This is a genomic window from Vibrio sinensis (genome assembly GCF_003605645.1).
Taxonomy (GTDB): Bacteria; Pseudomonadota; Gammaproteobacteria; order Enterobacterales; family Vibrionaceae; genus Vibrio; species Vibrio sinensis.
The window spans coordinates 231,339-258,047 of record NZ_QVMU01000002.1; the positions used below are offsets into that span (position 1 = coordinate 231,339).

A 26,709-nucleotide genomic window follows, 5' to 3' on the forward strand; every position below is an offset into this window, starting at 1 on the left:
ATTAAGCGCTGTGTTTTTTGATAAGTTCGATGAAATGGTCAAATAGTGGAGCCGCGTCTTCAGGACCAGGGCTCGCTTCTGGGTGACCTTGGAAGCTAAATGCTGGCTTATCAGTACGGTGAATACCTTGTAAAGAGCCATCAAATAACGAAACGTGTGTGGCACGTAGCGTTTCTGGTAAGGTAGCTTCATCCGCTGCAAAACCGTGGTTCTGAGAGGTAATCATAACCACACCGCGATCCAAATCTTTTACTGGGTGGTTAGCACCATGGTGACCAAATTTCATTTTTACTGTTTGCGCACCAGACGCAAGCGCAAGAATTTGATGACCAAGACAAATACCAAACAGTGGTAGGCCTTTTTCTAGGAAAACTTTTGTCGCTTCAATTGCGTAAGTACAAGGCGCAGGGTCGCCAGGGCCATTCGATAAGAAGACACCATCAGGCTTAAGTGCTAGAACTTCTTCTGCACTCGTTTCTGCTGGAACAACTGTTAGGCGGCAACCGCGGTCAACCAACATGCGTAAGATGTTTCGTTTTGCGCCGAAGTCGTAGGCAACAACGTGATATGGCAACTCGCTGTCATCTTTCGCTTCAGGAAGTCCACCCGTAAGCGTCCACGAACCTTGTTTCCATTGATACGCTTCTTTTGTTGTAACCTCTTTCGCAAGATCCATACCTTTCAAGCCAGGGAATTCTTTTGCTTTTGCTAAAGCAAAAGCTTCATCAAGGTTATTACCAGCAACGATACAACCGTTTTGAGCACCTTTTTCACGGAGAATACGGGTCAATTTACGAGTATCGATATCAGCAATACCTACAATGTTTTGCGACTTAAGATAATCAGAAAGGGAAAGTTCATTACGGAAGTTAGAAGCGATAAGAGGAAGATCGCGGATCACAAGGCCTTGTGCATGAATCGAGGATGATTCTTCGTCTTCGGAATTAGTTCCGGTATTGCCAATGTGAGGGTAAGTAAGAGTAACGATTTGCTGTGAATAAGAAGGATCAGTGAGAATTTCTTGGTACCCCGTCATCGAGGTATTAAAAACAACTTCACCAACGGAAAAACCATCTGCTCCAATGGAAACACCGCGGAACACTGTCCCATCTTCTAGGACTAACAGTGCTGATTTACTCAAGACAACCTCCAGAATAAAAATGCATAAATAATAAATATAATTGCAACTTTGCCTTACATCAAGCCATAACCATGCGCTTTTAGGGTATCCAGACAAATTGGCGGTATTCTAATTACGCTTGTGATATGTGTCAATAAACATTCGAAATTAAATTCAATATTTAAGAGCAAATAGCTATAAAACATCACTAAGCCGCCAAAATAGCAACTTTAGACGCAACAATAGCACTCAAAAAATGTATTTAGTGAACTTAGAGATCATAACAATTTACCATACGGCATAAAAAACAATACCAACCTGACGCAAACGTTGCTAACACCAAAATAACATTGAATTTTGACAATCACATACAGCAAACAACAAAAAAAGGCCAAAAACACAAGATTACCAAGCTGTAATCAACTGTTTTTGACCTTTTAAATTTTTAAGATAAATTCGACTTTTATAAAAAACGCCAACTCTCGTTAGCGCATATTTATGTATTAAAGATCGTTAAGACCAAGTACATCAGTCATGGTATAGAATCCTGCATTTTGCCCGTTTAACCATACCGCAGCTTTAACCGCGCCATTGGCGAACGTCATTCTATCTGTCGCTTTATGAGTAATTTCGACTCTCTCACCGATATCAGCAAACATTGCTGTGTGTTCCCCGATAATGTCACCAGCGCGGATTGTTGCAAATCCTATCTCATCTTTAGTACGCTCACCTGTAATGCCCTCACGCGCATAAACAGCTACGTCACTCAACTTATTACCCATTGCACCAGCAATCGCTTCTCCCATACCAATGGCAGTTCCTGATGGTGCATCTACTTTAAAGCGATGATGAGCTTCCACAATTTCTACATCGCAATAATCTCCCATCACTTTTGCTGCTTTTTCTAAAAGCTTGAATACTAAATTCACACCGACAGAATAATTAGGCGCCATCACCACTGGAATATCTAGCGCAGTTTGCTCGATAAACTCTCGTTCTTGTTCAGAAAACCCTGTTGTTCCAATAACGATACCTTTCTTATGCTTTTTGCATAACTCAAGGTTACCAAGAGTGCTTGTTGGGGTAGTAAAATCAATAACAATATCAAAGTTATCAATATTCTTGCTTAAGTCATCAGTTAGGAAAATATCAAATTTCCCCTCTCCGCATAACTCACCCACATCGACACCAACAAGTGAAGATTCAGGACGCTCTGACGCAGCCCCCACTTCAGAGTTTTGATTTGAGTATGTTGCTTTGACTAGGTTTCGGCCCATTCGGCCTGCAGCTCCTGCAATTGCAATACGAACCATTGCACTCTCTCCGTTATGTTCAATCGTTGCTCCAACAAATCCATGTTGGAACAACATCTTTAAGAAACTTGTTACTGTAAACTACCAATACTATGACTGACGAGCAAACTCTTTCACTACTCGATTTAAGATTGGTACGTTCGCCTCAGGAAAGGAGTAGTTGATTAACTCTTCAATGTTAACCCAAAGACCTTGCTGCCCTTCTTTACCATAAGGCAGGTCTTCAAACCCATCAACCACGATAAAATCAAACTTAAGTGACTTATCTGGATAGTCATATTCAAGGTGCTCAAATAAGTATTGCTTAGTAACTGTGATACCAATCTCTTCATAGAGCTCACGAGCCATCGCGTCTTCGATTGATTCATCGACCTCAACCTTACCGCCTGGAAACTCCCAAAAACCACCCTTATGTTTATCATCAGGGCGCTTCGTAATAAAAATCTGCGATTTATCTTGGTTAAAGATCACCGCAGCAACGATATGTATACGTTTCATCGATTCTTTTTCCTAACAAGTTGCTTTGGACTATCAAGTACCACATCTAGGGGCTAATCTCTATCAAGAGCACCATCTCGTGCGCACCTCACTCTTAAGTGATAACAACCAAAACACCAGAATTTACTTAAAAAAAGAGCCGCCTAAGCGACTCTCAATTTATTATGTTTTATTTGCAAGCTAAGCTGTTTTCAAACAGGTTTAGCCAATCTGACCATGGCACTGCTTGTATTTTTTACCGCTGCCACAAGGACAAGGTTCATTACGGCCGACTTTACGCTCATCACGAACAACTGGTTGCTGAGAATCTTGCGACTCTTCACCATCTGACAGCTGATTTTGTGCTGTTGCATGTTGAGCTTGTGCGCGACGCGCTGCTTCTTCAGCTTGAGCTTGACGTTGTGCTTCCATACGCTCAACTTCTTCTTGCTGCTGCACTCGAACTTTAGACAAGATGGTCACGACATCAGTTTTCAAAGAGTCCAGTAAACCTTCGAACAACTCAAATGATTCACGCTTAAATTCTTGTTTCGGGTTCTTTTGAGCATAGCCGCGTAGGTGAATACCTTGACGAAGGTGATCCATCGCAGCAAGGTGCTCTTTCCACAATGTATCCAGCGTTTGTAGCATCACAGATTTTTCGAAGTTACGTAGCACTTGTGCGCCAACAACTTCTTCTTTGTTACGATAAACGCTCGTAGCAAGATCTAGCACTTTTTCGCGCAAAGCTTCTTCATAAAGCTTATCGTCTTCTTCAAGCCATTGTGCAATCGGCGCATCTAGGTCAAAGTCGTTCTTCAAACGTTCTTCTAGTGCTGGTACATCCCACATTTCTTCCAAAGATTGTGGTGGAATATATTCATCAATGATTGACGCTAAAACATCGGCACGGTTTTGCTCAATCATCTCACTGATATCTTCAGCAACCATTAGTTCATCACGAAGCTCGTAAACCACTTTACGTTGATCGTTAGCTACATCATCGTATTCAAGCAATTGCTTACGAATATCGAAGTTACGACCCTCTACTTTACGCTGTGCTTTTTCGATTGAACGAGAGAGCATTTTCGATTCGATTGCTTCACCTTCTTCCATACCACTTTGAATTAGGCTTGCCATACGATCAGAAGTAAAGATACGTAATAGTGAATCTTCCATGGATAGGTAGAAACGAGAAGAACCAGCATCACCTTGACGACCAGAACGACCACGTAGCTGGTTATCGATACGACGAGATTCATGACGCTCTGTACCAATAATATGCAGTCCACCAGCTTCTAGTACTTGATCGTGTACCACTTTCCATTCAGCTTTAATCGCACTGATTTGTTCTGGTGTTGGATTGCTTAGCTGCTCAACTTTCATCTGCCAGCTACCACCCAACACAATATCAGTACCACGACCAGCCATGTTAGTTGCGATAGTCACCGCACCTGGTGTACCTGCTTCAGCAACAATTTCCGCTTCTCTTTCGTGGAACTTAGCGTTAAGAACGTTATGCTTGATCTTTGCTTGTTTCAACGCGTTCGATAACAGTTCAGATTTTTCAATCGAGACAGTACCAACAAGCGATGGCTGACCTTTTGCTACACGTTCTTTGATATCTTCAATAATTGCTGCGAATTTATCAGCTTCAGTACGATAAACCATATCAGGCATATCGTTACGAATCATCGGTTGGTTCGTAGGAACAACAACTGTTTCTAAACCGTAGATAGATTGGAATTCAAATGCTTCTGTATCTGCAGTACCAGTCATACCTGACAGTTTGTCGTACAAACGGAAGAAGTTCTGGAACGTAATTGAAGCGAGAGTTTGGTTCTCGTTCTGAATTTTTACGCCTTCTTTCGCTTCAACTGCCTGATGTAGACCTTCAGACCATCGACGACCTGGCATGGTACGACCTGTATGCTCATCAACGATGACCACTTCGCCGTCATCATTCACGATATAATCAACGTTCTTTTCAAATAGTACATGAGCGCGTAGCGCCGCATTGACATGGTGTAGCAGGCTAATGTTTGTTGGTGAGTAAAGAGTATCACCCTCTTCCATCATACCATTTTGAACCATGAGCTCTTCAACGAACTCTTGACCTGTCTCAGTTAGATATACTTGTTTTGATTTTTCATCTAACGTGTAGTGACCATCACCACGATACTCTTCTGAATCTTCTTGATCTTGTCGCTTCAGATTAGGAATCAAAATGTTAATACGAGTATAAAGATCAGAACTGTCTTCTGCAGGGCCTGAAATGATAAGAGGTGTACGCGCTTCATCAATTAAGATTGAGTCAACTTCATCCACAACAGCAAAGAAACGAGCACGTTGTACGCGGTCTTCTGCTCTAAATGCCATGTTGTCACGTAGGTAATCAAAACCAAATTCGTTATTTGTTCCGTATAGAATATCGGCTAAGTAAGCTTCTTTTTTCTCATGAGGAGGCATATTTGGCACGTTAATACCAACTGACATTCCTAGGAACTCAAATAATGGACGGTTTGTCTCAGCATCACGTTTAGCAAGGTAATCGTTCACTGTCACGATATGTACGCCGTGACCTGGTAATGCATTTAAATAGGCTGGCAAGGTCGCTGTCAGCGTTTTACCTTCACCCGTACGCATTTCTGCGATTTGGCCAGCATTCAATACCATGCCACCAATAAGCTGTACATCAAAGTGACGCATGCCGTATACACGCTTAGAAGCTTCACGAACAGTTGCAAAAGCTTCTGGAAGAAGTTTATCTAACGTCTCACCTTGTTCTAAGCGTTGACGAAACTCGACAGTTTTCGCTTTTAGTTCTTCGTCAGATAATGCTTCGAATGTCGGCTCGTAATTATTGATCTCTTTGACGATTTTTCTAAGGCGGCGCAATGTGCGGTCATTTCGACTGCCAATTACCTTTGTCAGTAGCTTAGTTATCATTTTCTTTGAATCTCTCTTCAATTAGATCTAGATCGAGGACGACCTATTCTTAAATGCCTTAATGCTTTCAGTCTCTACCAGTTTTGAACTAAGAATACTGAGATAAATCATTTAGTACGGATATTGTGTTAAGAAGCTTGAATTTCAAGGCTTCATCCATATTAGGTTGGCATTAGTTTAAAAAATTTTGGCGGTAACAACCAACTACAAATGAATTTGTTTGAACTATTCTTTATTTTTTATCGGTGTTTGCCGTAAGTTTATTCGTTTTCACTCAATTTTCGGCAATTTAGTTCGCTTTAGATGGCCCAAATAGACTGAATTTACGTTAATTCGATATCTGGAGAATCAAGCCTATTAGAACTGAACTCAATAATCACGGTAACCTTTTCAGGTTTAACTATACCGTTACCCTATTAGAGCAATGATGATGTAAATAGTGACATGGTTCGAATACTGTTCGTTTTCATCGTATCGCCCAGTTAACCAAAGTCCATATACAAAAAAACCAGACTAAAAAGTCTGGTTTTTTTTAAACTGGTGTTACTTACGCTAATACCATATTTGGCTCAGCAAAAGCGACTGGAGAAACAGCTTCTTCTTCAAACGTTACCCACTCCCAAGCTTCTTGGTCTGCAAGTACTGCTCTCAAAAGCTGGTTGTTCAAACCATGGCCTGATTTGTATGCGCGGAATTCACCGATAATAGCGTTACCACACATGTATAAATCGCCAATAGCATCCAAGACTTTGTGAGTGACAAATTCATTATCAAAACGTAAGCCTTCTTCATTCAGAATACGGTAATCATCCAATACAATAGCATTGTCAAAACTACCACCAAGAACTAGGTTCTTAGACTGAAGAAATTCAATATCACGCATAAAACCGAAAGTACGAGCTCTCGAGATATCTTTGATAAAGCTTTGAGACGAGAAATCAAACTTAAGATGCTGTTGGTCTGCATCAATCGCTGGGTGGCTAAACTCAATTTCGAAATCCATACGGAAGCCGTTGTATGGTAATAGCTCTGCCCATTTATCGTCTTCTTCAAAACGAACTGGCTTTTTAATACGGATAAAACGTTTTAATGCGTTTTGCTCTTGAATACCTGCTTGTTGTAGAAGAAAAACAAACGGGCTTGCGCTGCCATCCATAATTGGAATTTCAGGAGCGTCAACTTCAATAATAATATTGTCGATACCCATACCTGCAAGTGCTGCACTTAAGTGCTCAACCGTTGAGATACGAATACCTTCATCGTTAACTAATGCTGTACACAGCATAGTATCACGCACAGATTCTGGATCTGCTGGAAAATCAACAGGTGGATTAACATCAGTACGACGATAAATAATACCTGTGTTTGCAGCAGCTGGGCGAAGAGTAAGCGTTACTTTACGACCAGAGTGGAGACCCACACCAGTTGTTTTCACTAATTCTTTCAGAGTACGTTGTCTGATCATCTACTTGCCTCAGTATAAATGCCACAAATCACGGCCGATATTCAGTATCGACCGTGGATCCTACCACAATTACGCGTGCAGTCAAATAATGGCGAAAACTTAGTCAGCTTGGCGACGTAAGAATGCAGGAATATCTAGATACCCACTTTCTTTTTCAGCCTTAGGTGCTGCACTTTGTGCTGCTCCAGCACTCGATCCCATTGAAGACGCTGTCTGTGTATTCACTTGTGGCTTCTCTTGCAAAGTCGCTGGTTTTTCTTCCACTTTATTCACAACGGTTTGTTGAGTAACAACAGGTTGTTGTGTTTGATGTTGTGGTTGAGCAACTGGTGCTACTTTTGCTTTTCCGCCTGCTACCAAAGTGATATCAGGTTTCTTTTCGTTACCAATACCTGTCGCAACAACAGTAACTCGGATTTCATCAGCCATATCTGGATCAAGTGAAGTACCGATAACAACGGTTGCATTGTCAGATGCAAATGCTTTCACTGTGTTACCCACAGTTTCAAACTCATCAAGACGCATATCAAGGCCGGCTGTAATGTTCACAAGAACACCACGAGCACCAGCAAGATCGATATCTTCTAGTAGCGGGCTAGAAATCGCCATTTCAGCCGCTTCTTCAGCTCGGTCTTCGCCTTTTGCCACGCCGCTACCCATCATTGCATGACCCATTTCAGACATTACCGTTCTTACGTCGGCAAAGTCCACGTTGATCATACCAGGACGAGTAATCAGTTCTGCAATACCTTGAACCGCATTCTTAAGTACATCGTTCGCACTAGCAAAAGCTTCGAGTAAAGTGATACCACGACCCAGTACTTTAAGTAGCTTTTCGTTTGGAATAGTAATTAAAGAGTCTACGTGTTTCGATAGCTCTTCAATACCTTGCTCTGCAAACGCTAAACGCTTTTTACCTTCGAAGCTAAACGGCTTAGTCACAACAGCTACAGTTAGAATACCAAGCTCTTTGGCAACTTCTGCAATAACAGGAGCTGCACCAGTACCAGTACCGCCACCCATACCTGCTGCGATAAATACCATATCGGCACCCGTCAGCACTTCTTTAATTCGATCACGGTCTTCGAGAGCAGCATCACGTCCTACTTGAGGATTCGCGCCAGCACCCAGACCTTTGGTCATATCACCACCAATCTGAATTACACTACTTACGCTGGTTTTACGAAGTGCTTGAGCATCAGTATTAATACTAATGAATTCAACGCCTTCAATTGATTCGCGTACCATGTGCTCAACGGCGTTACCGCCACCGCCACCAACCCCAACGACTTTAATTACTGCATCGTCAGACATTTCCATCATCGGTTCAAACATGTGTTTTCTCCGTTTTTCCTGCTGCTCAGGTTAAAACTCTTTTTGTATCCAGTTACGTAAGCGATCAAACAATGACGTTACAGATTGGCGCTTAGGCTCATTGTATTCTGTCTCATCATTTATTTGGCTATCTCTTGCGTAATGAAGTAAACCAACTGCCGTAGAATGATACGGCTCTTTAACGTAATCTGTTAAGCCACTCACCTCTAAAGGTTTGCCGACTCTAACTTGGTTGCGGAAAACTCGTTCCGCACACTCTACCAATCCTTCAATTTGCGCGGCACCACCGGTTAATACAACCCCAGCGGCCAAGTGGTGTTTAATGCCATCTTCGCGCAATTTTTCTTGAACCGTATCGATAGTTTGATTAACTAATCCCATTAATTCAGCGTAACGTGGCTCGATAACTTCAGCCAGAGTTTGTCTCTGTAGGCTTCTTGATGGGCGGCCACCCACGCTAGGAACGTTAACCGTATCATCCTTGCTAACTAGCTCACTAAGAGCACAGCCATATTTTACTTTTATTTCTTCCGCATCACTTACTGGAGTGCCGAATGCAAAGGCGATATCACTCGTCACTGCATTACCTGCGTAAGAAAAAACTTCTGTATGTCGTAATGCGCCACCAGTCCAAATGGAAACATCCATCGTACCAGCACCGATATCGACAACACATACACCAAGTTCACGTTCATCGTCGGTGATAACTGCGTTGCTCGAAGCTAATCCGGAATAAACCAGTTGCTCAACATTCAGTCCACAACGCTCTACCGCTTTGATAATATTTCTTGCCATATCGCTATGACAAGAAATCAAATGCACGCTAACTTCCATACGTACGCCAGATAATCCTAGCGGATTCTTGATACCTTCTTGGTAATCAATTGTAAATTCTTGCGGAATAACATGAAGAATGCGCTGTTCATCACCAATTTTAATTGACTTGGCGGTATGAATCGCACGATCCATATCTTCTTGAGATACCTCCTCATCGGAGATAGTTCCCATTCCTTTTTCTATACGACTGGCAATATGTCGGCCTGACAGTGAAAGAAAGACATTACTAATCTGACATTCAGCCATCAATTCCGCTTGATCTACCGCACGCTGAACCGATTTAACGACCGATTCAAGATCATTGACGCCACCTTTATCCATCCCGCGAGATGGGCTAGTGCCTGCGCCAATAATGTTAATTTGACCGTCGGGTAAAACCTCTCCAACGAGAGCTGATACGGTAGCGGTACCTATATCAAGACCAACAATAATGTTGTCATCAGCGGTCTTAGTCATCTGTACTCTCTTGTTCTAAGTCTTGTTCGGGAAACCACCCAACGGCAGCGCCGGTATCGTATCTAAGGTCAATGTAACTGACTCGTTGAGCTTTGCTATCGAGGTTTTTATATAAATATACAAATCTATCGATGCGCTCTTGTAACGACTCTTTACCTAACTCTAATCGAATACCATTATCGAGAATAATCTGCCAAGCTCGGCGGTCATTAAGTACCAATGACGTAATCGTCAAATCAAGAGCTTTAAATTTAGGGCTAATTTCATGCCAAACGGTTAAGACATCTTTACTGGTGTTTTCTGGCCCGTAAAGTTTAACGCGATCGCCTTCAAGCTCGCCAATATCACCATTAAAAATGACCCCTTGGTCATTTAATAATGCGTTACCATTCCAGATTGCTTCTGCATGATACTCAGTCAAAAAAACCTTTACCGTATCTGGCCACTGCTTACGAACTGAAGCATGGGAAACCCAAGGTATGGATTCTATGGTTTGTTGTAGTGTATCGACGTCCTGTGACATGAACGTTCCCACATGCTCTAAATGACCAAAAGCACGTTGTACATCTGCTGCACTAACGTATTTTAAATCACCTTGTAGCACTATTTTTGATAACGGAAGGCGCTGGTCATCCCACATCCAAGATATGGTGCTGTAAAGAAGCGAACCTATCAATAACGTCACCACTAAAAGAAAAGCGCCTCCAACGGCATGTTTTCTTATTAACGGAGAGTTGGATATACGACGGCCTTTCGTAAGTGTCACTTGTTTCAAAGCCGATAGTCCTTGCCTTTAATTCGCAACCCCACTTCCTATTCCATTATCAAATAGAGGAAAAAGCACTTACTTGAACCTTGGGATTATACTGGGGTCACTAAAAGTATCAAACATTGAAAATGAGAAATCATCAATAAAACACATTTATTGCGTCAAATATCCAAAATCTCACCTATTCAATTAAGCGCTGAGCATTTTATTTACGTTAAGTTTAAAACTTGCTAGTTGCTTTGCCACTTTACCTACGTCCCCAGCACCTTGCGTTAGCACTAGGTCACCATCTTGCAAAACATTTGCTAAAACAGAAGGTAATGTATGGCTATCTGGGACAAAGATAGGGTCAACTTTGCCACGACTGCGTATAGTGCGGCACAATGAACGTCCATCTGCACCAGCAATAGGTTTCTCACCAGCCGCATAAACATCTAACATGATCAATACATCGACATGCTCTAGTACGTTTGCAAAATCATCGTACAAATCACGAGTACGGCTGTATCTGTGTGGCTGAAAAATCATGACCAAGCGTTTTTCGGCCCAACCATCTCTTGCTGCTTTAATGGTAACGTCAACTTCAGTCGGATGATGACCATAATCATCAACTAACATCACTTGGCCAACACCAGTATCAAACTCACCTAAGTGATCAAAACGTCGACCTGTACCCTGAGTGCCTAGCATTGCAGCCAAAATAGCCTCATCAGCAATATCATCTTCTGTCGCTACCGCAATCGCAGCGGATGCATTCAGAGCATTATGACGACCTGGAATATTCAAGGTAATTTTCAGATCCGCTTTACCGTGACGTAAAACAGTGAATGTCCCCTGTTGACCTTGCTGACGGTAATCGGTAATACGGACATCAGCATCTTCAGAGAAACCATAGGTGATCACTTGGCGGCTGATTTTAGGTATCAGTTCGCGCACAACCGGATCATCAATACAAACGATAGCCTGACCATAAAATGGCAGATTGTGTAGGAAATCGATAAACGTCTGCTTTAACGTTTCAAAGTCGCCGCCATAAGTATCCATATGATCAGCTTCAATATTAGTAACGATGCTAACCATTGGTTGTAGGTGTAGAAATGATGCATCACTCTCGTCAGCTTCTGCGATCAAGATACGGCTAGAACCTAAACGTGCATTGGTGCCAGCACTTTTCACTAGGCCACCGTTTACAAAAGTCGGATCTAGACCTGCTTCTGAATAAATCTGAGTCACTAGAGCCGTTGTTGTGGTTTTGCCATGTGTTCCCGCCACTGCAATGCCGTGACGAAAGCGCATCAATTCCGCTAGCATTTCAGCACGACGAACCACAGGCGTACGATTTTCTCGTGCGGCGATGATCTCAGGGTTCTCTTCGTTAATTGCTGTCGAAACAACAACAACACTAGCTTGGGCTACGTTTTCGGCTTTATGACCAATATAGATGGTCGCACCTTTTTCAGCTAAACGCTCAGTGACTGGATTTTCAGCGATATCTGAACCAGTAATCTGATAACCTTCATTGAGCAGCACTTCAGCAATGCCGCTCATCCCTGCGCCACCGATACCGATAAAGTGAATGCATTTTACGCGGCGCATTTCTGGCACCATAGCTCTGATCTGAGCTAAATCTTGAGTATGTTTAACTGTCATGAAATCTTCTCATTATTTTGTTAGAGCGATAATGGCATTAGCCACAACGGAATCGGCTTCTAACTTGGCAGCCTTTCTCGCCTTGCTTGCCATCACTTGTAAGTGAGGACGGTCTAACTCTAAAATTTGTTCTGTTAACTTTTCTACTGTGAGGTCAGGTTGTTCAATCATTTTAGCTGCCCCACATTCAACAAGGTGATCGGCATTCAATGCTTGCTGACGGTCTTTATGCATAAAGGGAATAAAAATAGCCCCAACGCCTGCAGCCGACACTTCTGATACTGTTAGCGCACCAGAGCGACAAACTAATAAGTCTGCCCATTGATAAGCTTGCGCGACATCATCAATAAACTCGGTAACTTGTACATTGGATACGCCCAGAGCTTGATAGGACTGCTGCACTTCTTCAGCACTTCCTTTCCCTGCTTGGTGGCGAACACAATAATCACCACCCAATGCAGCCATTACCTGCGGCATCGTTTGGTTTAAGATACGAGCACCTTGACTGCCACCCATCACTAAAATGCGAATGGGGCCACTACGCTCATCCATACGTAATTCCGGATCTTCTATTTGTGTCACATCTTCACGAACCGGGTTACCTACAACCTCTGCGTCTGGAAATGCTCCTGGAAATGCTTGAAACACTTTGCTGGCTATTTTTGCTAACCACTGGTTAGTCAAACCTGCGACTGCATTTTGCTCGTGCAATACTACTGGGATCCCGCTCAGCCATGCCGCGATACCCCCCGGTCCGCTGACATACCCACCCATTCCCAGAACTGCATCAGGTTGCCAAGATTTCATGTAGCGACGCGCTTGTATAATGGCTTTTACTATTTGAAATGGTGCGGCTAATAAACGAGTTACACCTTGCCCGCGTAGACCTTTTACCTTAATAAAATCTATCTCAATACCATGCTTTGGTACCAAGTCGGCTTCCATGCGGTCTTCTGTCCCTAACCAGCGGATTTCCCAACCTTGTTGCTGAAGTTTTTTAGCGACCGCTAGCCCTGGAAAAACATGTCCTCCAGTACCACCAGCCATCACCATTAATCTTTTATTTTTCTTCATCGGTATCTATCTTTTTCGATTCATCGGCTAATTCGGCGACACGACATTCATGATCAATCCGCAGCAATATCGATACTGCAATCGACATGATAATTAAACTGGAACCACCGTAACTTATCAGCGGTAATGTAAGGCCTTTGGTTGGAACGATACCCGCAGCAGCACCGACGTTGACTAATGTTTGAAAAGCAAACCAAATGCCAATACCAAACGCGAGATAACCACCAAATAGATTCTTTCGTTCAAACGCATTGCGCCCAATGAATATTGCTTTAAACACTAAGCTAAATATCAACATTAGAACAAGTACAACGCCAACAAAACCGAGCTCTTCAGCCAATACTGCGAATACAAAGTCGGTGTGAGCCTCAGGAAGGTATTCTAGTTTTTGGATTGAATTCCCAAGCCCTTGTCCAAACCACTCACCTCGTCCAAATGCCATTAAAGACTGCGTCAGCTGATAGCCACTTCCAAATGGGTCTTCCCATGGGTCCATAAACGAAGTAACACGTCTCATTCGGTAAGGCTCGACAATAATAAGCCCCACGACTAATACAATGCCCGCTATCATAAGCGCAATAAATTGGGTTAATTTGGCCCCGGCAATAAATAGCATACCAAATAGAGTCACCAGCATAACGATGACAGTACCTAAGTCAGGTTGAAGCAGTAACAAACCCGCAAGAAAAGCAAAAATAATGATGGGCTTCATAAAGCCGCCAAAGAATGTTTCTCTTACTTCGTCTTGCTTCCTTACTAGGTAGCCAGCCATGAATATGAACAAGGAAAGTTTAGCGACCTCCGCTGGCTGTAAGTTAAACAGCCCTAGAGGAATCCAACGTGATGCTCCGTTCACCGATTTACCGGCAAGAAGCACAATGATCAGCAGTACAAAGGAGAGAACGAGCAAGTAGTGGCCTTTTTTAAACCACAATGACAGCGGCACTTGCAATATCACCGCTGACGTCCCCAGAGCAAGAATCAAAAATGTCGCATGGCGAAACATAAAGTGAAAAGGCTGATCGGTAAGACGAGTACTTATTGGAAAAGAGGCAGACGTCACCATGACTAGGCCTGTTAACATTAAGCCCAAAGAGATCCACACCAATTGTCTGTCATACAGTGCTTTTGGGGCTGGTGTACTAAACCAATCCTTGAAGCCAGTGAATAAGAGTTTTAACTGCATTTTCCAATAATCTAAGTTATTAAGCGTATTGTTGTGCTAATTCAGTAAACACATCGCCTCTTGCCATGAAGTTATTGAACTGATCAAAACTCGCACACGCAGGTGACAGCATAATCATATCCCCCGCTAGCATCTGAGGTTGAGCCCATTCAATGATTTCAGCCATCGAATCAAACAGCTTGGCTGACGGATGCAAGGGTAAAAACTCATGACCATCGATACCAAAACAGCAAAGTTGAACGTTTAGGGTCGCTAATATTGGAGCGAGTTCTGAAAAATCGGCACCTTTACCCATTCCACCAACTAGCAAATAGAGCTTACCGGCAATATTTAAGCCTGAAAGTGCTGCCAGTGTACTAGCCACATTTGTCGCTTTAGAATCATTGACCCATTTTATGCCGCGATTATCCGCTACAACCTGGCATCTATGTGTCAGGCCACTATAAGTTTTTAATGCATTCAAACCAGTTTGAACATTCACACCCGCTTCAATTAACAATGCCAAAGCCACTAGCGCGTTAGCGACATTGTGCCTGCCAACAAGAGCGAGTTCAGAAACAGGGAAAATGACATTTTGGTTATGTGAAAAATACTCAACACCATCGACCTCAATCACATCAAACTCAGTTCCTGCATGAAGACCAAATTCAGCAATTTTGCCTACGCTATCACTGCTATCAGGATAGGTTTCCTTATCTTGAGCATTCACAATGCATGTTTGCGCATGATTAAAGATTCGTAATTTAGCTTGGCGATATTGCGCCATACCATCGTAACGATCCATATGGTCTTCAGACAAATTAAGGAATGTCGCAGCGACTAATTTTAACGAAGATGTCGTTTCAAGCTGGAAGCTAGAGAGCTCCAAGACATAAAGGTCACGATCATCTTGAAGCAAGTCCAAAGCTGGCACGCCGATATTGCCACCAACTCCGACACTTAAACCACAAGCTTTTGCAAGAACCCCTGTTAAGTCGGTTACTGTGCTCTTACCATTTGATCCGGTAATAGCCACTACCGGTTTATTGACTGCCCATGCGAACAACTCAATATCACCAACCACAGGAATATTTGCTGCAATAGCTTGCTGAATTTCTGGGGTCGCTAATGCGATACCCGGATTCACGACAATTAAGTCAGCATCGAGTAACCAAGGCACATTCCAACCACCGCTGTGCAGTTCAACTGATTCTGGTAACTGCTCTTGCCCTGGTGGTATATCTCGTGTGTCAATAACACGCACCTGGAGCTTATGCGGTAACTTAACCAGATGTTTAACCACAGAAAGGCCTGTAATACCCAGCCCTACCACGACGACATTGTTAATGCCTTGCCATTGTTCCATTGATGCAAACTTCCTTTAACGAACTTTTAGCGTAGCTAAACCGATCAACACTAATACAATTGAGATGATCCAAAAACGTACGATAACACGTGGCTCAGGCCAACCTTTTAATTCATAGTGGTGGTGTATTGGAGCCATACGGAAAATACGCTGACCACGTAGTTTGTACGAACCAACTTGCAAAATAACCGATAGTGTTTCCATCACAAAAACACCACCCATAATAACAAGGACAAACTCTTGGCGAACCAATACTGCAATCGTACCCAGTGCGCCACCTAGCGCCAAAGAGCCTACATCGCCCATAAATACTTGCGCAGGATAAGTGTTAAACCATAAGAAACCTAAACCAGCACCAACAATCGCCGTACAGACCACCACGAGTTCAGATGCATTTGGCACATAAGGAATATGCAAATAATTAGCAAAATTTACATTACCTGTGGCCCATGCGATAGCCGCAAAACCAGCCGCAACCAAAACGGTCGGCATAATCGCTAAGCCATCTAATCCATCGGTTAAGTTAACCGCATTACTGGTGCCAACAATGACGAAATAAGTCAAAACGATATACATCAAGCCAAGTTGAGGCATGATATCTTTAAAGAAAGGAACAACTAGCTGTGTTGCTGCGGTATCTTTTCCGTGTGCATATAGAGCAAAAGCGACAACCAGTGCGATCGCTGATTGCCAAAAGTATTTCCAGCGAGCAATCAAACCGTCTGTGTTTTTACGCACGACTTTACGATAGTCATCAACAAAGCCTACCGCACCATATCCAAGCAAAACAAAAATGACAGCCCAAACATATGGGTTTGATAGGTTTGCCCACAATAAAATCGTGATCAAAATAGCCGATAAAATCATGATGCCGCCCATCGTCGGCGTACCACGTTTACTAAAGTGGGATTCTGGCCCTTCGTTTCGAACGACTTGACCAATTTGCAATAGTTGTAAACGCTTAATTAGACGCGGCCCCATCCAAAGAGAGATGCCTAATGCAGTGATAACACTAAGAATGGCTCGAAACGACAAGTATTCGAACAAACGGAAAAATGAAAAGTATGGCTGGAGCAGCTCTGCAAGCCAAATAATCATGAATACATCTCCTTCAACGCAGTCGCCACTTTACTCATACCTGCACTATTTGCGCCTTTCACTAATAGTACTTGCGGTCCGGATAGGTGATGCATCTGCTGCTTAATAAAATCAACCATGTCTTCATGTGAGGTGAAGTGTGTACCATTACACACTTGACTGATCGCTTTCGCATCAGCCCCATACGTTAACACGTACTCGAAATTGAGTGGGGCAGCATGTTCCCCGACTTGGCGGTGAAGTGCAAGACTTTCATCACCCAACTCGGCCATATTGCCTAAAATTAACCATTTGGTTCCATTAAAGCTGCTCAACAAATCTGCTGCTGCTTTCATCGCTGGAACACTGGCATTATAACTGTCATCAATAAGTTTAATGGTGTCGCTAAGATCGACCACCTCAACTCGGCCTTTTATCTTAGCTAAGTTCGCTAAGCCGACTCGAACCATGGCTAAACTTGCACCCAGTTCAACTGAAAGCGCTGTAGCAGCAAGCGCATTCGATACGTTATGCTTGCCAATAATCCCTAGCTTGATGACTTCAGAATCTTGGGAGGTATGCAATGTAAACGTCGCTTCCCCTTGCTCATTGAGCACGATTGAATCAGCAAAGTAGTCAGCTGTTCGGTCAGTCAATGAAAAGGTCTTCACTTGTTTATCGGCAAGAACATCTATCCAAAACTCATCACCATGACTATCTAGGTTAACAACCGCAACACCGCTTGGTGGTAAGCCTTGATAAATTTCACCTTTTGCCTGTTTAACACCATCAATCGAACCAAACCCCTCCAAATGTGCTGCAGCCACATTGTTAACCAACGCAACTTGAGGTTTAACTAATTGTGTGGTGTATGCAATTTCACCGATGTGGTTGGCCCCTAACTCAATAACCGCATAATCATCTTCACGTGTTGAACGTAGCAATGTTAAGGGTACGCCAATCTCATTATTAAAGTTGCCCGCTGTAAAAAGAACTTGGCCTTGCTGAGCCATAATGCTGGCGACCATCTCTTTCACCGTGGTTTTACCACAGCTTCCCGTGATGGCGACGGTCGGGGTTTGACACGCTTGATGAACATATGCCCCAAGCAAGCCTAAAGCTATTTTTGTATCAGCTACCACAAGTTGTGGAATAGCAAAAGGCAACTGACGGCTAACTAACAATGCGCTAGCTCCAGCTTCAACCGCTTTTTCAGCAAAATCGTGAGCGTCAAATTGCTCACCAATTAAAGCAACAAACATCGCACCTGGTGCGATTGTTCGTGTATCTGTTGATACTGCATTAATTTCGACATCAGTCCCCACGAGCGTCGCATCTAACACATCAGTCAACTGGCTTAACTTAAGTGTGATCATAGTGTGACTCCTAACAACTGCATCGCTGACTCACGATCTGAATAGTGTATGGTCTCGTTAGCCATCACTTGATAATCTTCATGGCCTTTACCAGCCAACAAGATAATGTCGTTTTCTTCAGCCTGAGCTAACGCATATTGCAACGCATTAAATCGGCTATGTTCAATTTGTGCGTTACCTGGCTTCTGCATTCCCTCAAGCATGTCATTGACGATCATGGCTGGGTTTTCACTACGAGGATTATCATCGGTTAAAATAACCTTATCCGCCAAACGCTCGCCGATAGAAGCCATCATAGGACGCTTACCTTTATCTCGGTCTCCGCCACAACCAAAAATAGCCCATAACTTGCCATGACAATGCACTCGTAATGCCATTAGCGCTTTTTCTAATGCATCAGGAGTATGTGCATAATCAACCACCACTTTCGCTTTCCCATCGGCTTGGAATAACTCCATTCGACCTAATACAGGAACGAGGTTTGGTGCACTATTTAACAACTGTTGTTTATCAAAACCTAACGCGAGTAAGGTCGTCAATGCGAGTAACACATTGGAGGCATTAAATTCACCTATCAGTGGGATAGTAAAATGCCCTTGACCAAAATGGCCATCAAACGCCAATGAAATACCCGCTTCAGAATAATGAACCTCTGTCGCCCAGACTCCATGCTTCAAAACGTTAGGTTGTAATGATACCGCTAAAGAAGTCGGCAGTGATTCGCTCCACGCTAATCCAATTTCGTCATCGACATTAATCACAGCATGTTCGCAATGATGTTCGGTAAATAAGCTCAATTTAGCTCGCGCGTACTCTTCCATTGAACCGTGGTAGTCAAGATGATCTCGGCTTAGGTTTGAGAATACACCGACCGAAAAAGGCAACGCTTTAATACGCCCCTGAACCAAGCCATGTGACGAAACTTCTAATGCAGTATAGCTTGCCCCTTGCTGGGCAAATTCTGAAAGCTGTCTTTGAATTTCAACCGCATTTCCTGTGGTGTTTGCTGCGGGTTGCAATGTGTCTAAAAAACCATTGCCCGTCGTCCCCATCACCGCAGCTCGTTGGCCAAGCAACTCTAACCACTGAGCAATAATTTGGGTAATGGTTGTCTTACCATTAGTGCCAGTAACACCAATCAGCTTTAAAGAACCCAAGGAATATAAACGGCCAGCAAGTTCAGACAAGATTTGTCCTAAATGATCTAAATAGACGATCACCACTCCATCTTGAACAAGGTATTCACCATGAGGATGGTCATCGCAAGCTTGAGCAAGAATTGCATTCGCTCCTTGCGCAATTGCAACATCAATAAATTGACGACCATCAACAGCATGGCCTTTGATTGCAACAAACGTCGTTCCCTGAATAACCTTTCGGCTATCAAGTTCCAACTCGGAGATCGTCACATCTGAACAGCATTGAGTGGAAATATCCAACCAAGGAGAAAGCAATGTGATTAAGGAGAGTCCGTGCGACATAACTGTTCCTATTTATTCTTGTTTGAATTTGTTTTCATCAGGTGCCACGTTGAGAATCTGTAATGCACCTTTCATTATTTCAGAGAAAACCGGGCCGGCTACCGAACCACCGTAGTAGTTATCACCTTGAGGCTCATTAACCACAACAACGAGAGCGACACGAGGGTCACTTGCAGGAGCTACGCCGGCAGTATAAGCAAAATATTCATCGCCATAGCCACCCGCTATCGCTTTACGGGATGTACCTGTTTTTGCTGCGACGCGATAACCAGGAACCGCGGCTTTAGTCGCCGTGCCCCCAGGCTGCGTTACCGTTTCCAACATGGTTAACACCATTTGTGCGTTTTCACGGCCAATAACCTGCTTAGAAAAATCTTGTTGGTTATTTTCGATAATGTGCACAGGTTGATATTTACCATAGTTACCCAATGTGGCGTAGGCATGTGCTAATTGTAGAGGCGTAATCGTTAAGCCATAACCAAATGAAAGAGTAGCGATTTCAAATTTTGACCAGCGACGACGGTTTGGGAAAATACCGGTACTTTCACCGATCAAATTCAAGCCTGATGCTTCGCCAAAACCGACTGAGCTGTACATTCCCAATAACGCTTCTAAAGGCATACCCAATGCTAAGTTCGCCACACCAATATTACTGGATTTCTTTAGGATCGTCGTCAAATCGGCTTTGCCAACTTTTGAAGTATCTCGGACTCGGCTACCACCAATTTGCATGATGCCGTTACCCGTATCAATCACGGTATTTTTATCTGCCGTGCCATTTTCAAGTGCAGCGAGTACCACAAATGGTTTAACTGTTGAACCTGGCTCAAACGCATCAGTAATCACACGATTTCGCATTTTGGCCGATTGAAGATCAGAGCGATTATTTGGGTTGTATGACGGAGCGTTAACCATCGCAAGCACCGCGCCAGTTTTCACATCCAAAATAACAGCAGAACCCGAAGTTGCACGATAATCTGCCACCGCCTGCTTAATTGCTCGATAGGCAATCGCCTGTAAGCGTTGATCAATGGTTAATTCTAATGGTTTACCCTCTTCACGCTCTTCAAGGGAGATATTCTCAACCACACGACCATAACGATCTTTACGAATAATTCGCTTACCCGCTTCACCCGTTAGCCATTTATCGTAACTACGCTCAACCCCTTCCAAACCATGGCCATCAATCCCGGTCACACCAACAATATGAGCACTTACTTCACCCGCTGGGTAATAACGGCGAGATTCGGCTTTCAAGCCTATCCCCGCTAGCTTTAACTCACGGATATAATTAGCCATTGCTGGGCTAACTTGGCGTTGGAGATAAATAAATCGACGAGTTTTATTCGCATTGATTTTATCGAGCAGGTCTTGTCGTTTGAGGCCTAAAACATCAGCAAGAGCATGCCAACGGTCAATATCCTTAAGTCCACCATTATTTTCTTTAAAAATAGTGACAGGATCAGCCCAAACGGCTTCAACAGGCACACTAACAGCGAGGGGCTCCCCATTTCTATCAGAAATAATACCGCGAGCGGAATGGAGTGTTTTGGCTCGAACGGAACGCATGTCACCTTGTTTAATAAGGTTATCTGGTTCAATGATCTGAATATAAGCAATACGGCCCACCAGAACGGCGAAAGCACAGAAAACAAAAAATAAAATCAAATAAAACCGCCAGCGTATCAGCTGTGGCGATTCCGGTTCTGGCTTACTTTTTGTTGGTTTAGATTTTGATGACGTCATGGTAGATCAATTATCACTTCTTTGTCGGCATCTGGGCGCTTCATATCAAGGTCCTGCTTTGCAACAGCTTGAACTCGGCTATGCTCCGATAGAGCCGTTTCTTCTAATAATAAATTTCGCCATTCATTATCCAACCGCTCACGTTCAACCAATGACTGATCTTTTTCAGTGATCGCTTGTCGCGAATGGTGAGTGGTAAACACAACCCCCATTGCACTGACAAAAATCATTAACATTAAAATAAGGGGCACTCGACCTACAGAAATTAGGTCGAGTAGAATAATCTTGGCGAGATTTATTTTTTTCTGACTCATTCTTCGTTACAGTTTTTCTGCCAAACGAAGCACTGAGCTACGAGAGCGAGTATTCATTTCAACTTCATCTTTGGTCGGCTTGATGGCTTTGCCAACGGCTTTCATGTTCGCACTGCCTAATTCTCGAATTTGAGCTTCAGTCATTGGGATACCATGTGGAACCTCTGGTCCCTTGCTCTCTTTACGAATAAAGCGTTTAACCATGCGGTCTTCTAGAGAATGGAAGCTGATCACTGATAGGCGGCCCTGTGGAGCAAGAATACTTGCCGCACCTTTCAACGCTGTATCAATTTCTTCTAGTTCACTATTGATGTAAATACGAAATGCTTGGAATGCTCGTGTTGCTGGGTGTTTTTTCTCTTTGAAACTTTTTGGAGCAACATCTGAAATCAGTTTTGCTAACTGACCAGTACGAGTTAATGGCTCATTCTCTTCGTTTTCACGATAAGCAACGATCCCCTTGGCAATACGGCGAGCATGTTTGTCTTCACCAAACTCACGAATTACCCAAGTGATATCATCCAAATCCGCTTCAGTTAACCATTGAGCAACTGAGATACCTGATGTTGGATCCATACGCATATCAAGCGGGCCATCTTTCATGAAGCTAAAACCACGCTCGGCATCATCAAGTTGTGGTGATGAAACCCCAAGGTCTAGCAGTACACCATCTACTTTACCAACTAAGTCATATTCTTGCGCATATTGCGCCATACCAGAAAAAGGACCATGGATAATAGTAAAGCGTGGGTCATCAATCGTTTTTGCTTCAGCAATGGCTTGTGGATCGCGATCGATACTAAACAAACGGCCATTCTCGCCCAATTTAGATAGTATGGTTCGGCTATGACCACCACGCCCGAATGTCCCGTCGATATAGGTGCCATCAGGTTTAATAGCTAGGCCATCAATAGATTCATGCAAAAGTACTGATACGTGTTTAAATGCTTCGGTCATAGTTATCTCATCTAGCTATCGCATTGACGTGGTGAAACTAACCAGTGTACTGATTTAGTCGCTTATCGCTACCTTTGACAGGTAGGATCACGTGATATTGCGCTAAGTTTATTGCTTACAAAAAAATTTTCGTCAATAAAAAGCAAAAAACCCACCATAACCGTAGGATTATGGTGGGTCTCGAATAGGTGGAGTCGACGTATAAGCCGGGTTCTGTTCCGCTTGCGCGGCAGTAGCCATTCGTCTAGGCCAGCAATCGCTCACTGGCTCAAGCAACCTACCCGCTTCCTTACGCGAGCAACGCAATGTGGAAGCCTATTTGGTCTTGCTCCGGGTGGAGTTTACCTTGCTACGAACTGTTGCCAGACGCACGGTGCGCTCTTACCGCACCCTTTCACCCTTACCTGTGCATCACTACCCGAAAGTAGGAGCCATCGGCGGTTTCCTCTCTGTTGCACTTGTCGTAGGCTTGCGCCTCCCAGGCGTTACCTGGCACCCTGCTCTATGGAGCCCGGACTTTCCTCCCCTCCATCAGTCTCCCCAGCACAAGGCTAAGGGACATCAATGAAGCAGCGACTACCCAGTCAACTCCGAGGCGGATTGTATAGGGAAGTGAGAGCAGAGTCTAGCAAGATCATCGCATAGCTCACAGATCTCGACTGTTTGGTTAAATAGTCAACAAATCGATTAATCTAAATTCTCTAAACCCCACTTATAAAGTGCATTTTTTTTCAAATTATAGATTTCAGCCGCCAAAGCCGCGGCTTTTTTTAGCGGTAACTCTTTACTCAAGATAGCCAGAGTGCGGGTCACTTCATCAGGTAACGACTCTAAAACTGCTTCACGGTGGCCATGAACAAGTAACACCATTTCGCCACGTTGCTGGTTACTATCTGCTTGAACCCACTCAAATAACTCACCAAGCGGTAAACCTTGGAAAGTCTCAAATGTTTTTGTTAACTCACGAGCAAGAACCACTTCACGATCTGGACCTAAAATTTCCAACATGTCTTTCAACGAATCAAGGATACGGTGTGGCGATTCGTAAAAAATACAAGTGCGTTCAGCTTTCGCAATTTCAAGAAATTTATCTTTTCTACCTTTGCTTTTCGCTGGTAAAAAACCTTCGAAGCTAAAGCGATCTGACGGTAGACCTGAAGCGCTCAACGCAGTGATAACAGCGCATGCGCCAGGAAGTGGCACAACTTTTACGCCTGCTTGACGACATTTTGTTACCAAGTGGTATCCTGGATCACTAATTAAAGGGGTACCCGCATCAGACACTAATGCGATAGACTGTCCCTCTAATAATTTTTCGACTAAAACTTGTGCTTTTTGTTGTTCGTTGTGATCATGTAGAGCAAAGGTTTTAGTTTGAATATTGAAGTGTGATAGTAATTTTCCGGTATGACGAGTGTCTTCGGCTGCTATCAGATCCACGCTAGATAAGACCTCAATCGCGCGTTGCGTTATATCTCCCAAATTCCCGATAGGGGTGGGTACGATGAATAAAGTTGGGATCTGGTCTGGTAAGGTTTTGTTATCTGTCATTTGTTTAGCATCACTTCAACGATTAATATAGACACAATTGTATACGGACTTAATGAAGAACTCATGGCTATGAAAAACCAAAAGCGCCTAAGTGTAACACGCTTACTGACTCCTGTAGCTCTCGCTGTCACTTTAGCAGCGTGTTCAACGACACCATCAGCACCAAACTCGGTTGATATTACGACAGCTCCAACGCAATCGGCTCAGAGTTACCTAATGCAAGCCGATAGCTCCACAGGCAGTCTTCAAAGCGATTGGTTAATCATGGCTTTCAAAGCTGCGGTTATTGCTGGTGACGAACAACAAGCTGAGCTATTAACCCAACGAATTGCTCGCCAAACGCTTTCTGACTCACAGCAAGCTGAGTGGCAACTCACTCGTGCTGAGTTACTAAAAAAACAGAACCAAACAGCACAAATTGTTGAAATGCTCAACTTCCGTCCATCTTGGCAGCTTTCTAATGAGCAATGGAAGCAATATCATCAACTTCGCGTCGATAGCTACTTAGCGAGTAATGATGAGTTTAATGCCGCTTACGAACTTACCGAGTTAAGTAAATATGCACCAAGTGCTGAACAGGCCTCAATTTCTCAAGCTATTTGGGCTAACTTACAGCTAACCCCTCTGAATCAATTAACTGAATTCACGCTGAGCCAGAACGATGCTGTTTTTTCAGGTTGGGTTCAACTTGCTGTGTACCAAAAAACCTTTGCAGGCAACCTCAACCAGCTTAAAAGTGTGTTAGAGCAATGGTTATTAGAACACCCTAACCACCCTGCTGCTCTGTATACTCCACAATCGATTACTGACATTCTGGCATTGAATATCGTCAAGCCACAAAATACCGCACTACTATTGCCACTAACGGGTAAATTCAGTCAGCAAGCAAAACTGATCCGTGATGGCTTTATTTTGCAAATGATGAATGACCCGCAACGTGATGAAAATGCGACGCTCACTGTATTAGATACCAATACAACGACCATTGAAGTTTTAAAACAAACATTCGCTGAAAAGAATATTGATTTCGTTGTTGGCCCTCTGATGAAAGAGAACGTTGCAACACTGCAAAGTGTTCTAAATGAATCGGGTTCAACTTTACCGATGTTAGCGCTGAATATCCCTGAAGATCTTCAATATGGCAATAACACGTGTTACCTATCATTGTCGCCAGATCAAGAAGTAGCACAAGCGGCAAAACACCTATTTAAAGAAGGGTACCGTTACCCACTGATCCTCGCACCTAAAGGTCGCCTAGGTTCTCGCGTCGTACAAGCTTTCGAAGATGAATGGACGAAATACAGCAACAATAAAGTTTCTGTCGATCTATTTGGGGACAAACGCCAACTGCAACGCAGCATCAATAAAGCGTTTGGCCTACAAGATAGCCAACAACATATTGCGCAAATGGAATCACTACTAAATATTCCACTAGAGAGCCAGCCTCGTAGCCGTCGTGATGTGGATGCTGTTTATATTGTCGCAAGCAGTGGCGAATTAACACTAATCAAACCTTTCATTGAAGTTGCTATCAATCCAGATACTACGCCACCAAAGCTTTTCTCTAACTCACGAAGTAACAATGGTCGTCAGCAATTTGAAGACCTTACTGGGGTTATTTATAGCGATATACCACTGTTGATTGATCCTGAAGCATCACTTGAATCACAAATGAATCAGGCTTGGCCGAAAGGCAACAACGCAGAGAAACGTCTGCAAGCACTAGGTATGGATGCCTACTTACTCATTGAGCAATTACCGCAAATGAAACTGGTACCTGATTACCAGTTAAACGGTAATACTGGCGTCCTTTCGATAGACAACCATTGTGTTGTACATAGAGAAATGAGCTGGGCGGCACATGGGGATGATAAGTAAAACCCACAAAGGTAAACACTATGAAGCCGTCGCCGAAAGATATCTCTCTGGCGACGGCTTGAGTATAATAACGCGCAACTTCCATGCTCGCGGTGGGGAAATAGACCTTATCATGCGAGATGGGCAAACTATTGTTTTTGTTGAAGTGCGCTACCGACAATCACAACATTATGGTCATGCTGCGGAAACCGTTACCAAAAGCAAAATGAACAACATCATTCGTGCTGCAAATGTCTGGTTAAAACAGCAAGGCTTATCAAGCTACACCACTGATTACCGATTTGATTTGATTGCTATTCATAATGACGGCAAAGAGATCGATTGGATACAGAACGCGATAACTCAAGGATAAA

21 protein-coding genes and 1 other RNA gene are annotated in these 26,709 nt (G+C 43.4%); 2 read left to right on the top strand and 20 right to left on the bottom strand.

Annotated features, from left to right (window positions below; translation table 11 throughout):
• Position 1: 1 nt before the first annotated feature.
• The 20 genes from carA to rsmI all read right to left on the bottom strand — a co-directional run bounded on the left by carA (position 2) and on the right by rsmI (position 24,478).
• On the bottom strand, positions 2-1,141 hold the full coding sequence (carA, locus tag DZ860_RS04520) for a glutamine-hydrolyzing carbamoyl-phosphate synthase small subunit (RefSeq protein WP_120029732.1): 1,140 nt from the start codon (positions 1,139-1,141) through the stop codon (positions 2-4).
• Positions 1,142-1,623: 482 nt separating this feature from the next.
• Positions 1,624-2,433, bottom strand: coding sequence for a 4-hydroxy-tetrahydrodipicolinate reductase (dapB, locus tag DZ860_RS04525; protein ID WP_120029837.1), 810 nt, complete (start codon positions 2,431-2,433; stop codon positions 1,624-1,626).
• A 90-nt stretch (positions 2,434-2,523) separates the two neighbouring features.
• On the bottom strand, positions 2,524-2,931 hold the full coding sequence (gene mutT, locus DZ860_RS04530) for an 8-oxo-dGTP diphosphatase MutT (protein ID WP_120029733.1): 408 nt from the start codon (positions 2,929-2,931) through the stop codon (positions 2,524-2,526).
• 201 nt (positions 2,932-3,132) lie between these two features.
• A complete protein-coding gene (gene secA / locus DZ860_RS04535) occupies positions 3,133-5,859 on the bottom strand; it encodes a preprotein translocase subunit SecA (protein ID WP_120029734.1) in 2,727 nt (908 codons plus the stop codon).
• Positions 5,860-6,406: 547 nt separating this feature from the next.
• Positions 6,407-7,324: a UDP-3-O-acyl-N-acetylglucosamine deacetylase gene (gene lpxC / locus DZ860_RS04540; RefSeq protein ID WP_120029735.1), complete on the bottom strand. Its 918-nt coding sequence runs from the start codon at positions 7,322-7,324 to the stop codon at positions 6,407-6,409.
• A 99-nt stretch (positions 7,325-7,423) separates the two neighbouring features.
• Entirely contained in the window at positions 7,424-8,659 is a 1,236-nt protein-coding gene (ftsZ, locus tag DZ860_RS04545) for a cell division protein FtsZ (protein WP_120029736.1), read from the bottom strand.
• 30 nt (positions 8,660-8,689) lie between these two features.
• Positions 8,690-9,952: a cell division protein FtsA gene (ftsA, locus tag DZ860_RS04550; protein WP_120029737.1), complete on the bottom strand. Its 1,263-nt coding sequence runs from the start codon at positions 9,950-9,952 to the stop codon at positions 8,690-8,692.
• Positions 9,945-10,727: a cell division protein FtsQ/DivIB gene (locus DZ860_RS04555; RefSeq protein ID WP_120029738.1), complete on the bottom strand. Its 783-nt coding sequence runs from the start codon at positions 10,725-10,727 to the stop codon at positions 9,945-9,947. The genes ftsA and DZ860_RS04555 overlap by 8 nt, the downstream gene beginning before the upstream one ends.
• A gap of 183 nt (positions 10,728-10,910) precedes the next feature.
• Positions 10,911-12,371: a UDP-N-acetylmuramate--L-alanine ligase gene (murC, locus tag DZ860_RS04560; RefSeq protein WP_120029739.1), complete on the bottom strand. Its 1,461-nt coding sequence runs from the start codon at positions 12,369-12,371 to the stop codon at positions 10,911-10,913.
• 12 nt (positions 12,372-12,383) lie between these two features.
• Complete coding sequence (murG, locus tag DZ860_RS04565; RefSeq protein WP_120029740.1) at positions 12,384-13,445, bottom strand: undecaprenyldiphospho-muramoylpentapeptide beta-N-acetylglucosaminyltransferase; 1,062 nt, start codon at positions 13,443-13,445, stop codon at positions 12,384-12,386.
• On the bottom strand, positions 13,432-14,631 hold the full coding sequence (ftsW, locus tag DZ860_RS04570) for a cell division protein FtsW (protein ID WP_120029741.1): 1,200 nt from the start codon (positions 14,629-14,631) through the stop codon (positions 13,432-13,434). Before ftsW ends, murG begins: the two co-directional genes overlap by 14 nt.
• A 19-nt stretch (positions 14,632-14,650) precedes the next feature.
• Entirely contained in the window at positions 14,651-15,976 is a 1,326-nt protein-coding gene (murD, locus tag DZ860_RS04575; protein WP_120029742.1) for a UDP-N-acetylmuramoyl-L-alanine--D-glutamate ligase, read from the bottom strand.
• Positions 15,977-15,991: 15 nt separating this feature from the next.
• The gene (gene mraY / locus DZ860_RS04580; protein ID WP_120029743.1) at positions 15,992-17,074 is read right to left on the bottom strand and encodes a phospho-N-acetylmuramoyl-pentapeptide-transferase; all 1,083 of its coding nucleotides are present in this window, start codon (positions 17,072-17,074) and stop codon (positions 15,992-15,994) included.
• A complete protein-coding gene (locus DZ860_RS04585) occupies positions 17,071-18,429 on the bottom strand; it encodes a UDP-N-acetylmuramoyl-tripeptide--D-alanyl-D-alanine ligase (protein ID WP_120029744.1) in 1,359 nt (452 codons plus the stop codon). Before DZ860_RS04585 ends, mraY begins: the two co-directional genes overlap by 4 nt.
• Positions 18,426-19,910 (bottom strand): UDP-N-acetylmuramoyl-L-alanyl-D-glutamate--2,6-diaminopimelate ligase, encoded by a 1,485-nt coding sequence (murE, locus tag DZ860_RS04590; protein WP_120029745.1) that lies wholly within the window; start codon positions 19,908-19,910, stop codon positions 18,426-18,428. The genes DZ860_RS04585 and murE overlap by 4 nt, the downstream gene beginning before the upstream one ends.
• A 12-nt stretch (positions 19,911-19,922) precedes the next feature.
• A complete protein-coding gene (locus DZ860_RS04595; RefSeq protein ID WP_120029746.1) occupies positions 19,923-21,656 on the bottom strand; it encodes a penicillin-binding transpeptidase domain-containing protein in 1,734 nt (577 codons plus the stop codon).
• On the bottom strand, positions 21,653-21,970 hold the full coding sequence (gene ftsL / locus DZ860_RS04600; protein WP_120029747.1) for a cell division protein FtsL: 318 nt from the start codon (positions 21,968-21,970) through the stop codon (positions 21,653-21,655). The genes DZ860_RS04595 and ftsL overlap by 4 nt, the downstream gene beginning before the upstream one ends.
• 6 nt (positions 21,971-21,976) lie before the next feature.
• Positions 21,977-22,927, bottom strand: a complete 951-nt coding sequence (gene rsmH, locus DZ860_RS04605) for a 16S rRNA (cytosine(1402)-N(4))-methyltransferase RsmH (protein ID WP_120029748.1) — start codon at positions 22,925-22,927, stop codon at positions 21,977-21,979.
• Between the two features lie 186 nt (positions 22,928-23,113).
• Positions 23,114-23,519, bottom strand: an RNA gene (rnpB, locus tag DZ860_RS04610) — RNase P RNA component class A.
• Positions 23,520-23,614: 95 nt separating this feature from the next.
• Entirely contained in the window at positions 23,615-24,478 is an 864-nt protein-coding gene (rsmI, locus tag DZ860_RS04615; protein WP_120029749.1) for a 16S rRNA (cytidine(1402)-2'-O)-methyltransferase, read from the bottom strand.
• Between the two features lie 63 nt (positions 24,479-24,541).
• Between rsmI and DZ860_RS04620 the strand changes: the two genes are divergently transcribed.
• Both DZ860_RS04620 and DZ860_RS04625 read left to right on the top strand, forming a co-directional pair.
• A complete protein-coding gene (locus DZ860_RS04620) occupies positions 24,542-26,356 on the top strand; it encodes a penicillin-binding protein activator (RefSeq protein ID WP_120029750.1) in 1,815 nt (604 codons plus the stop codon).
• Positions 26,340-26,708 (top strand): YraN family protein, encoded by a 369-nt coding sequence (locus DZ860_RS04625; RefSeq protein ID WP_120029751.1) that lies wholly within the window; start codon positions 26,340-26,342, stop codon positions 26,706-26,708. The genes DZ860_RS04620 and DZ860_RS04625 overlap by 17 nt, the downstream gene beginning before the upstream one ends.
• Position 26,709: the final 1 nt, after the last annotated feature.

Bases quoted from the DNA above. Each gene is read 5' to 3' on its own strand.
- dapB (WP_120029837.1), bottom strand. From the start codon at position 2,433: ATGGTTCGTATTGCAATTGCAGGAGCTGCAGGCCGAATGGGCCGAAAC.
- mutT (WP_120029733.1), bottom strand. From the start codon at position 2,931: ATGAAACGTATACATATCGTTGCTGCGGTGATCTTTAACCAAGATAAA.
- secA (WP_120029734.1), bottom strand. From the start codon at position 5,859: ATGATAACTAAGCTACTGACAAAGGTAATTGGCAGTCGAAATGACCGC.
- lpxC (WP_120029735.1), bottom strand. From the start codon at position 7,324: ATGATCAGACAACGTACTCTGAAAGAATTAGTGAAAACAACTGGTGTG.
- ftsZ (WP_120029736.1), bottom strand. From the start codon at position 8,659: ATGTTTGAACCGATGATGGAAATGTCTGACGATGCAGTAATTAAAGTC.
- ftsA (WP_120029737.1), bottom strand. From the start codon at position 9,952: ATGACTAAGACCGCTGATGACAACATTATTGTTGGTCTTGATATAGGT.
- murC (WP_120029739.1), bottom strand. From the start codon at position 12,371: ATGACAGTTAAACATACTCAAGATTTAGCTCAGATCAGAGCTATGGTG.
- murG (WP_120029740.1), bottom strand. From the start codon at position 13,445: ATGAAGAAAAATAAAAGATTAATGGTGATGGCTGGTGGTACTGGAGGA.
- ftsW (WP_120029741.1), bottom strand. From the start codon at position 14,631: ATGCAGTTAAAACTCTTATTCACTGGCTTCAAGGATTGGTTTAGTACA.
- murD (WP_120029742.1), bottom strand. From the start codon at position 15,976: ATGGAACAATGGCAAGGCATTAACAATGTCGTCGTGGTAGGGCTGGGT.
- mraY (WP_120029743.1), bottom strand. From the start codon at position 17,074: ATGATTATTTGGCTTGCAGAGCTGCTCCAGCCATACTTTTCATTTTTC.
- DZ860_RS04585 (WP_120029744.1), bottom strand. From the start codon at position 18,429: ATGATCACACTTAAGTTAAGCCAGTTGACTGATGTGTTAGATGCGACG.
- murE (WP_120029745.1), bottom strand. From the start codon at position 19,910: ATGTCGCACGGACTCTCCTTAATCACATTGCTTTCTCCTTGGTTGGAT.
- DZ860_RS04595 (WP_120029746.1), bottom strand. From the start codon at position 21,656: ATGACGTCATCAAAATCTAAACCAACAAAAAGTAAGCCAGAACCGGAA.
- ftsL (WP_120029747.1), bottom strand. From the start codon at position 21,970: ATGAGTCAGAAAAAAATAAATCTCGCCAAGATTATTCTACTCGACCTA.
- rsmH (WP_120029748.1), bottom strand. From the start codon at position 22,927: ATGACCGAAGCATTTAAACACGTATCAGTACTTTTGCATGAATCTATT.
- rsmI (WP_120029749.1), bottom strand. From the start codon at position 24,478: ATGACAGATAACAAAACCTTACCAGACCAGATCCCAACTTTATTCATC.
- DZ860_RS04620 (WP_120029750.1), top strand. From the start codon at position 24,542: ATGGCTATGAAAAACCAAAAGCGCCTAAGTGTAACACGCTTACTGACT.
- DZ860_RS04625 (WP_120029751.1), top strand. From the start codon at position 26,340: ATGGGGATGATAAGTAAAACCCACAAAGGTAAACACTATGAAGCCGTC.